The organism is Streptomyces sparsogenes (assembly GCF_001704635.1).
In the GTDB taxonomy this organism is placed as follows: domain Bacteria; phylum Actinomycetota; class Actinomycetes; order Streptomycetales; family Streptomycetaceae; genus Streptomyces; species Streptomyces sparsogenes.
This window is the reverse complement of record NZ_MAXF01000070.1, coordinates 1-7,221: the sequence shown is the minus strand read 5'-3', so window position 1 is coordinate 7,221 and position 7,221 is coordinate 1. Positions and strand designations below refer to the sequence as shown.

Here is a 7,221-nt window from a genome sequence, read left to right as displayed (position 1 = left end):
ACCGCCAACCTCGGACAGGTCAAAGCCGACGGTGCCCGCACCGCTCAGTTCAAGCACCTGTGCACCAACTGTCCCCTGCGCGGGCGCTGCACCAGGTCCAAGACCGGGCGCACCCTCAACGTCCACCCCCAGCGCGAACTGCTGTCCGCGGCCCGCCACCAGGCGGCCACCGACCCCGCCTGGCAGGACGAATACCGCAGATGGCGGCCCCCGGTCGAACGCGCCATCGCCTGGCTGGTCGCCAAGGGAAACCGTCGAGTCCGCTACCGCGGCGTCATCGCCAACAACATCTGGCTCCACCACCGCGCCGCCGCCCTCAACCTCCGCCGGCTGATCAACCTCGGACTCACCCGAACCAGCGGCACCTGGCACCTCACCCCAGCCACCCCATAGCCAAGAGGGGGCCACCCGGCCTCCGGCCGGATGGCCCCCTCTTCAAGATCTTCATGAGCCTTCTAGAGAGATCTAGACAACAAACAAGGCCCGGGTCGCTGACCTGGGCCTTCGTCGTGGAGCGGGTGACGGGAATCGAACCCGCGCTCTGAGCTTGGGAATCACAGGGCGATCGGCGCTGATCACACAGCTGACCTGCGTAAACGACTGATGACAGCGGGCTGGCGTGCCCGCCGCAGTACCCGTCATTGACCGCTGTTCACCGCTGTATCTGGTGCGCATCTGGTGCGGGACCCGCGCACTGCCGACCGCGCCGGTGTTTCCAGTCCCCCAGCAGATCTGTTCACCCGCTAAAGATCGGAGAATGGGGGGATCACTCGTGTGATCGCGATGAGGCGCAGACGGGGGAGGGGCAGCGCGTAGAACCAGCCGTCGACGAGCAGGGGGATGCGCCGCACTCCGCCCGGCACGCCCTTTCGCGGTCCTTGGCCGAGATCCGTGACGTCAACGCCGACCTCGGCCAGCGCAACCATCTCTCCCGCAAGGCGTTCAACCTCGGCGACCACCTGCGGGGGCAGGCCCGACACGACGTGCTCGGCGTCCGGGTCATACTCCCAACGCCATGGGTCCCGGTCGCTCACGCTGCTCCCTGCTCCTGGTCGATGCCGGCTTCAGCGCATGCTTCGTCGAGAATGCGGCCGATCTCCGCCGCAAGTTCGCGAGCCTCGTGGAGATCGTCGGTCTCGGCCGCACGGGCTTCCAGCGCCCGTAGGCGGGCGGCGCGGTCCGGGTGGCGCTCGACGGCGACGTAGACGGCCCACTGCCCGACGAAGCGACGCATGGGTGCCGCGCTCACCTGCTCTCGGGACTGCCGGAGTGCCGCGGCGCGCTCGGCATCAAATGTCGGCAGTGCGTCCGGGGCGATCAGCGCAAGAGCAGCGCGCAGCTCCTCAGGTGTGCTCGCCGGCTGGGCGATGCGGTGGGCTTCCGGATCACTGTCGGCGATGTCGTGCATCGGATGTTCGGGCTGCGTGGTCATCGCGGTCTCCAGTAAGGATCGGCAGGTCCGCTGTGCGCTCTACGGTACGTGTCCGGCTTGCTCGTACGCATGGAGATGCGCTGGTCTGCTTCGGTTCACTCGGCGGGCTGATGACCGCCGCGACCTTGACGTCGACACGCGGTCTGGTCAACCAGGTCGTAGATGTAGTGCCGTTCCGTCGATGTGGCGCGGTGGCGGGACGCCACCGGTCGTCGGCCCGTCCAACTCGACGAGACCGTTCGGCATGCCCGGCGCCTAATCTGGCACGCAACGGGCACGGGAGGCATAGAGAGGTCTAGACAACAAACAAGGCCCGGGTCGCTGACCTGGGCCTTCGTCGTGGAGCGGGTGACGGGAATCGAACCCGCGCTCTGAGCTTGGGAATCACCGGTCCTCGCAAGCCCGGGACCTACTTTGACCTGCAGAAATGAGCGGCTCCTCCAGGCGTAGCTGAGCTCGTAGAAGACCCTGGTTGACCGTGGTTCACCGCCCGATCGGGCACGTATCGGGCACGCTTGTCGTATGTCACGAGGTATCGATCTGTAGGGCCTTGTGGAATGCCACGGCGGCTGATGCTTCGGCTGCACCGATTCGCTTGTAGATTTCCACTGCACTTTGAAGATCGACGAGAGCCGTCTGTCTCGATCCAGTGCGTGCCGCGCAGCGAGCTGCGCCTTCAAGCGCGCGTGCTTCCTCTAAGGGGTGGGTGAGTTTGCGTGCGAGTTGGAGGGCTTCCCGGTGTAGAGCGATACCCTTCTCAGGCTGGGAGGAGTCAGACAGGATTTTCCCCAACCCGTTTAGAACTTCCGCTTTACCTAATTGGTTTCCCAGGATTTCGTACAGGTCCAATGCTTGTTTCATTAGGGTCATTGCCCTGTCGACATCTCCGACCAAGTATTGTGCCCGGCCGAGATCATGAAGCGTATTTGTTTCACCAAGCTGATTACTGAGAGATTTGTACAGGCTTCGCGCCTGCTCCGCCAGGTCGATTGCTGTCTCATAATTTTTCGCCTCGCGCTGCGCCAACCCCATTCCCCTTAGAGCATTGGCCTCGCCAAATGGGTTATCGAGATCTTTGTAAATGGCTCGCGCCTTCTCGAGTAGGCTGATCGCCCTATCATGGTCCCCGATTGAACACAGTGCGCGGCCTAGAGCCCGTAGCGTGTTGGCTTCGCCGAACCGATCGCCACCAGTCTGGTATAAGGTTAGTGCCTTCTCCATAAGAGCGATGGCTGGCTCATATTTCCCGACCATGCATTGGGCGCGACCGAGGTCACGCAGGGCATTTGCCTCGGCGATCTGGTCGCCAATGAAGTGATATTGGATCCGTGCTTTTTCTAGTAGCTTGATCGCCAGGTCGTATCTCCCGGTTAGGCGATGCAGGAGTCCGAGATCCCATAGGGCGTTGGCTTCACCGAGGCGACTGCAGAGTACGCTGTATTGACTATGTGACTCTTCTAGTAGTTTGGCTGCCGCATCGTATGCCCCGACCAAGTACTGCACGCGCCCTAAATCCCACATGGCGTTAGCCTTGCTAAGGCGTGCACCGCTCTCGTTTGATGTGTGAATAGCCGTCTCATGGAGAGCGATGGCTTGCGGCCAGGGTCCTTCGCGGCGGAGGAAGGCGGCCATGGCGGCGACGAGACGGATCACCCGAGAGGGCTGCGCGCGTGTGGTGGCGTACTCGACGCAGGCAAGCAGGTTTGGGCGTTCTGTGCGCATCCAGAGCAGAGCATCTTCCCGGGTAGTCAGGCGGGGCACTGTGGGGCAGGCTGGGGTTGGGGTAGGCGTGCCTGGGCGGGCGGTGTCGGCGATGTAGAGGTCAGCAGCCTTGGCAGTGTGTTGGTAGTAAGCCAGCAAACGATCGGTGGCGAGTGCACGGTCCCTAGCCGGGACTTGCGCGGCAAGGTCGCGGGCGTAGGTGCGAAGAAGGTCATGGAGGCGGTAGCGGCCAGCGGTGGATTCATCGACGAGATGATCTTTGTAGAGGGCGTTCAGGCGACGGCGGGCCAGATTAACTGAAATATCTGCGAGGGCGGCGGTGGCATAAGCGTCAATTTCAGGACCAGGGTGTAGGCCAAGGCATCGGAAGAGATTCTTCTGATGTGGGTCCAGCGCCTTGTAGGACAGACGGAACGCGGCAGTCACGGCTCGGTCGCCAGCCTCAAGTTCACCAAGCCGATCCTGGGCAGTGGCGAAGTTGTCTGCAAACGTGTTGATATCCCAAAGAGGGTGATGGGCGAGCTGGGCAGCGAGCAGCGTGATTGCCAAGGGTAGGTAGCCACACAGTCGGACCGTGCTAGCTATCGCCTTGCCTTCCAAAGAGGTGGGATTGCGATTGGCCAGGCGACCGAATAATAACGCTGCTTGGTCGGGTTGCAAACATTCCAACGATAGAGGAACAGCGCCGTCTAGGCCGAGTAGACGTTTGCGGCTGGTGACTAGGACTAGACACTCCTCGTTGGCAGGCAACAGGGGCTCGACCTGGGCGGAGTCGGCCGCATCGTCCAGCACAAGCAAAATGCGCCGGGTGGCCAGGTGGTTGCGCCATAGTGCGGCGCGTGCATCGATTCCGTCGGGGAGATGCCGCGGGGCAATACCGCTGCTTGTCAGGAGTGTGGCTAGGATATCGGCGGGGTCAGCTTGACGCTGGCCAGGGGTATGGGCATTTAACCGTACGAATAGCTGTCCGTCGGGGTAGCGGTTGGACAGCAGATGGGCGACGTGCGTGGCGAGCGCAGTTTTTCCAACGCCGGGCATTCCGCTGATGGTATGGATTGCTACTGTCTGGCCGGGGTGTGGGCCGACGGCTTGCAGAAGCCGGTGCAGTTCACTGCCTCGGCCGGTGAAGTAGGCGAGCTTCCGCGGCAGTGTTCGCAGCGTGGTTACCGGTGCCGGTACTGAGCCGATCGTCTGGTGTAAGTCGCGATTGGCCAGGTATACCCGAGACTGGTCGTGGGCATGTACCTCGATATGGGCCGGGGCGCGGCCGCTGTCGTGCCCCGGGGTGTTCACGAGCCCTCGGTGATGTACTGGTCGCGCCCAGCCATGTAGACCCGCGAGTTATCATGGGCTTCTGCCCGCATGACGACGGAACGGACCTGAGCTTGCTCTTCCAGAGACGGGCCCGGGTTGATGTGCTCTTCCAGCAGCCGCCGCAGCTCGACCGCCAGCTCAGGGTCGCCATCGAGGAGCTGTTGCAATCGCGCGCGCCAGGCGCGCACCAGCGTCTGTTCGGTGGTTTGGTCTGCCTCGGCCCGAGCGGCCGCTACCTGGCCACGCAATACTTCCAGGTCGGCGTAGATGTTGTCTGCTTGCTCCGGGTTGTGCCGGCGGAACCATGCCACCACGGCAGCACGGGCATGTTGCCACCCGTCCGTGGCCATCGCGCTGACCAGCGCGCCCCCTGCTGCTAAGACGATCGGGTCCATTCCATCCCTCCGGTACACCTTCGTGGAGGTAACTCTAAGAGTGGGGGCTCGTGTACGAAACCCTGGGCCGGAGTGACACGCGAAGGACCGTGACCTTGAGGATTCGCGATTGCTCCCGGAACGGGTGCCAGTTCGGGGCAAGGGCGGGGTAGAGGTTCGCCCTAGGGAGGGCCCATACGGCGACAACCTTGCGCAGCGGACCTTGACCGTGTGGGATCAGCGGGCAGCCAAGCCCACAGGGCATGGGACCGACGCGAAGTGTGAAGAGGACCACGCAGAAGCAGGGTCCGGGTCGTTGACCTCCCTGAGCTCGTCGTCCTCGCTTCCCATGGAGTCGAGGAGGCGTCGCTTGGCTGCGGAGAGACGGGCCTCGTAGTCGGGCATGAAGATTTCCACCAGCGCCTTGTCGAGAGTGCCCGAGATGGCGTGGATCGGAGACCACACGGCTGGGTCCTTGACGATGGCGCTGAGTTCGTCGGACTTGAACATGACCTTGTACAGCCAGTCCGACAGTACGAATGCTTGATCGCGACTGAGCTTGATGGTGATTGGTTCCTCGTCCACGACGACAACGTAGTCCGTCGATGGGACCCCGACGGGTCGATGTCTGGGCCGTACAGGGGCTGGTCCACACGCTTTCCAAGTCAGTTGGTACCTCATGGGGCCGTGTACAGGGCCGTTCACCTGCGTTCATGGACGGCTGCTGTCCGCGCGGTGATGGCTCCGGGCCTCGCCTGAACGGCCGCGAACGGGGCTGAATGAGACGGGCCTACGGGCCACGCCAGCACCGTGATGTCCTGGACATCCCCATCGAGCTCACTGCGGCGCCTTCGTGTCATCAACTAGCCCCGGACTTCGCGGGTCACCGGTTTAGGTCTGTGGCCAGCGGGTCTGTGTGATGTCGGTGTCGAGGAGGTCGAGGAGGTGGAGTTGGACGCCGCGGGTGATCTGGACGGACGGCGGGTCGGTGACGTTGCCGATCCGCAGGGTGAGTTCGCCGAGGTGGTAGAAGATCATGCGGCCGGTGGGGCGGACCCGGCGGTTGTCCGGGTAGAGGCCGGTCATGGTCTGCTCGGGGCCGAGTGCGCGTCTGACCTGCCGTTCGATGAGGCAGAAGACGAGCAGGGCCAGGCAGATGACCTGGACCAGGGCGGCGACGCGCCGGTTGTGCTGCACGAAGACCGGTGCGACCGCGAGGGGGCCTTTGAAGTCGTGGTAGCGGCGCTCGACCGCGCCCTGGCCTTTGTAGTGGATCAGGACCTGGGCCGGGTCGGCCTGGTCGGCGGGGATGCTGGTCAGCATCGCGTACCAGCCGTCAACGGCGGCCTCCGCGTTCAGGACGTTCTGGTCGAAGTACCAGGCCAGGGCGGGGGTGTCGTGCTCGTCGGTGGTGATGGTCCAGCGCAGGCAGGCGGTGACGCGGCGCTTGGCTGCGATGACGCCGGCCCGGGCCGCGACCTTCTCCCGGGTCTTGTAGTGCTGGCCGCCTGCCGCGCCGGCGAGCTTGTCCATCTCTTCCCTGGCCCGGGCCAGACGCTTCTCGCGGGCTCTGCGCTGGCCCGCCGCGACGGCGGTGGAATGGACCAGGATCCGGCGCAGCCGGTGCACCAGATCCCGTTTGCGGGGCCCGGCCAGGGTGTGGACGTCCTCCAGTACCCGGTAGACCTCCCGCTCACCGGCCGGCTTGCCCTCGTCCCTCTCGGGCACCCAGTCGACCAGATGTGCCTGCGTGAGGTCCAAGGCGGCATAGACCTCGTCTTTGACCTGCGCGGCCGGGACCGGCGCGATGAAGTCCACCCCGGCCGCGAGCAGTGCGGTGACGTTCGTGTAGGACACCAGCTTGGAATCGGCGACCATCAAGAATTTCCGCTCACCGGCCATGCCCCGCAGGTCCTTCATCGCCCCGACGACCTGGCTGACCTCGGCGACGCCGCCGCCGAAGACGCGGGCGTGGACGGGGATGCCGCCGTCGGCGGACACCGCGAGCCCGGTCTGGACCTGCTTCAAATCCACCCGCCGGTCCTTGGGATGCCCGTAGCTGATGACCGGGTACTGCTCGTCCTGGTCCTCGCTCGGGTAGGCGCCATGGACAGACATGCTGGTCATGTCCCAGTGCAGCCTCGACACGTCGATCCCGAACTCGGCGATCGCCTGCGCGCCGATAGTGCCCGCGATCTGCTCCAGCTTCGGTGCGATCGCGTCCAGGGCCCGGGCCAGACGGTCGTCGTTGAGCAGGTCCGGCTCAAGGCCGAAGACCTCCTCCACCGCCCAGGTGCGGGCCCAGTCGCCGACCCGCACCAGCGGTGCGGGCGAGGTCAGCCGGTTGGCCACCAGCGCCTCGATCACCTGCCCGTGGGT

7 protein-coding genes are annotated in these 7,221 nt (G+C 64.5%); 1 reads left to right on the top strand and 6 read right to left on the bottom strand.

The window, feature by feature from the left end:
- Positions 1 to 393: transposase (locus BBH68_RS14115; protein WP_174589023.1), on the top strand; the 393-nt coding region annotated here is incomplete at its 5' end.
- 350 nt (positions 394 to 743) lie between these two features.
- Here the strand turns inward: BBH68_RS14115 and BBH68_RS14110 are convergent.
- The 6 genes from BBH68_RS14110 to BBH68_RS41260 all read right to left on the bottom strand — a co-directional run.
- Entirely contained in the window at positions 744 to 1,034 is a 291-nt protein-coding gene (locus tag BBH68_RS14110; RefSeq protein ID WP_065962299.1) for a hypothetical protein, read from the bottom strand.
- Positions 1,031 to 1,432, bottom strand: coding sequence for a DUF6247 family protein (locus BBH68_RS14105; RefSeq protein WP_065962298.1), 402 nt, complete (start codon positions 1,430 to 1,432; stop codon positions 1,031 to 1,033). The genes BBH68_RS14110 and BBH68_RS14105 overlap by 4 nt, the downstream gene beginning before the upstream one ends.
- A gap of 525 nt (positions 1,433 to 1,957) precedes the next feature.
- On the bottom strand, positions 1,958 to 4,447 hold the full coding sequence (locus BBH68_RS39300; protein WP_076970898.1) for an ATP-binding protein: 2,490 nt from the start codon (positions 4,445 to 4,447) through the stop codon (positions 1,958 to 1,960).
- The gene (locus BBH68_RS14095) at positions 4,444 to 4,863 is read right to left on the bottom strand and encodes a hypothetical protein (protein WP_065962294.1); all 420 of its coding nucleotides are present in this window, start codon (positions 4,861 to 4,863) and stop codon (positions 4,444 to 4,446) included. The genes BBH68_RS39300 and BBH68_RS14095 overlap by 4 nt, the downstream gene beginning before the upstream one ends.
- 216 nt (positions 4,864 to 5,079) lie before the next feature.
- Complete coding sequence (locus BBH68_RS43085) at positions 5,080 to 5,427, bottom strand: hypothetical protein (RefSeq protein ID WP_245738052.1); 348 nt, start codon at positions 5,425 to 5,427, stop codon at positions 5,080 to 5,082.
- 306 nt (positions 5,428 to 5,733) lie between these two features.
- The coding region (locus BBH68_RS41260) for an IS1634 family transposase (RefSeq protein WP_107500867.1) at positions 5,734 to 7,221 on the bottom strand (1,488 nt) is incomplete at its 5' end.

Bases quoted from the DNA above. Each gene is read 5' to 3' on its own strand.
- BBH68_RS14105 (WP_065962298.1), bottom strand. From the start codon at position 1,432: ATGACCACGCAGCCCGAACATCCGATGCACGACATCGCCGACAGTGAT.
- BBH68_RS14095 (WP_065962294.1), bottom strand. From the start codon at position 4,863: ATGGACCCGATCGTCTTAGCAGCAGGGGGCGCGCTGGTCAGCGCGATG.